Below are 308 nucleotides of genomic sequence, written 5' to 3'. Positions count from 1 at the left end.
ATCTAATTCTTTTCGCATCGATTGATAAATACGGCTGGTCATAACAGAAATGACTGTCACTATAAAAATCAATAGGATAATCATTCCTAGAAAATAGGCAGATAGACTTGGGCTAATATAGAATGCCATGATGAGCGAACCAAATACGACAATTGGAGCACGTAAAAACAAACGAAGAAAAGTATTAATACCTGTTTGAATTTGTAAAGTGTCGCTGGTCAATCGTGTCAGCAAGCTGGATGAGGAAAGAATATCTCGGCTAGACTTGGGAAGGGAAAGAACCTTCTGATACAAGTCATTCGTCAGCT

General features: G+C 38.0%; 1 protein-coding gene. It reads right to left on the bottom strand.

The genetic code is table 11. The features are described 5' to 3' along the window. Nucleotides 1–308, bottom strand: a 308-nt coding sequence (locus C1E99_RS01175) for an ABC transporter transmembrane domain-containing protein (RefSeq protein WP_161951121.1), incomplete at both ends; no start/stop codon positions are given.

The organism is Streptococcus suis, assembly GCF_002964045.1.
Lineage (GTDB): Bacteria > Bacillota > Bacilli > Lactobacillales > Streptococcaceae > Streptococcus > Streptococcus suis_U.
Note: the sequence above shows the minus strand (reverse complement) of the source record. Positions and strands in the feature narration are given on the sequence as shown.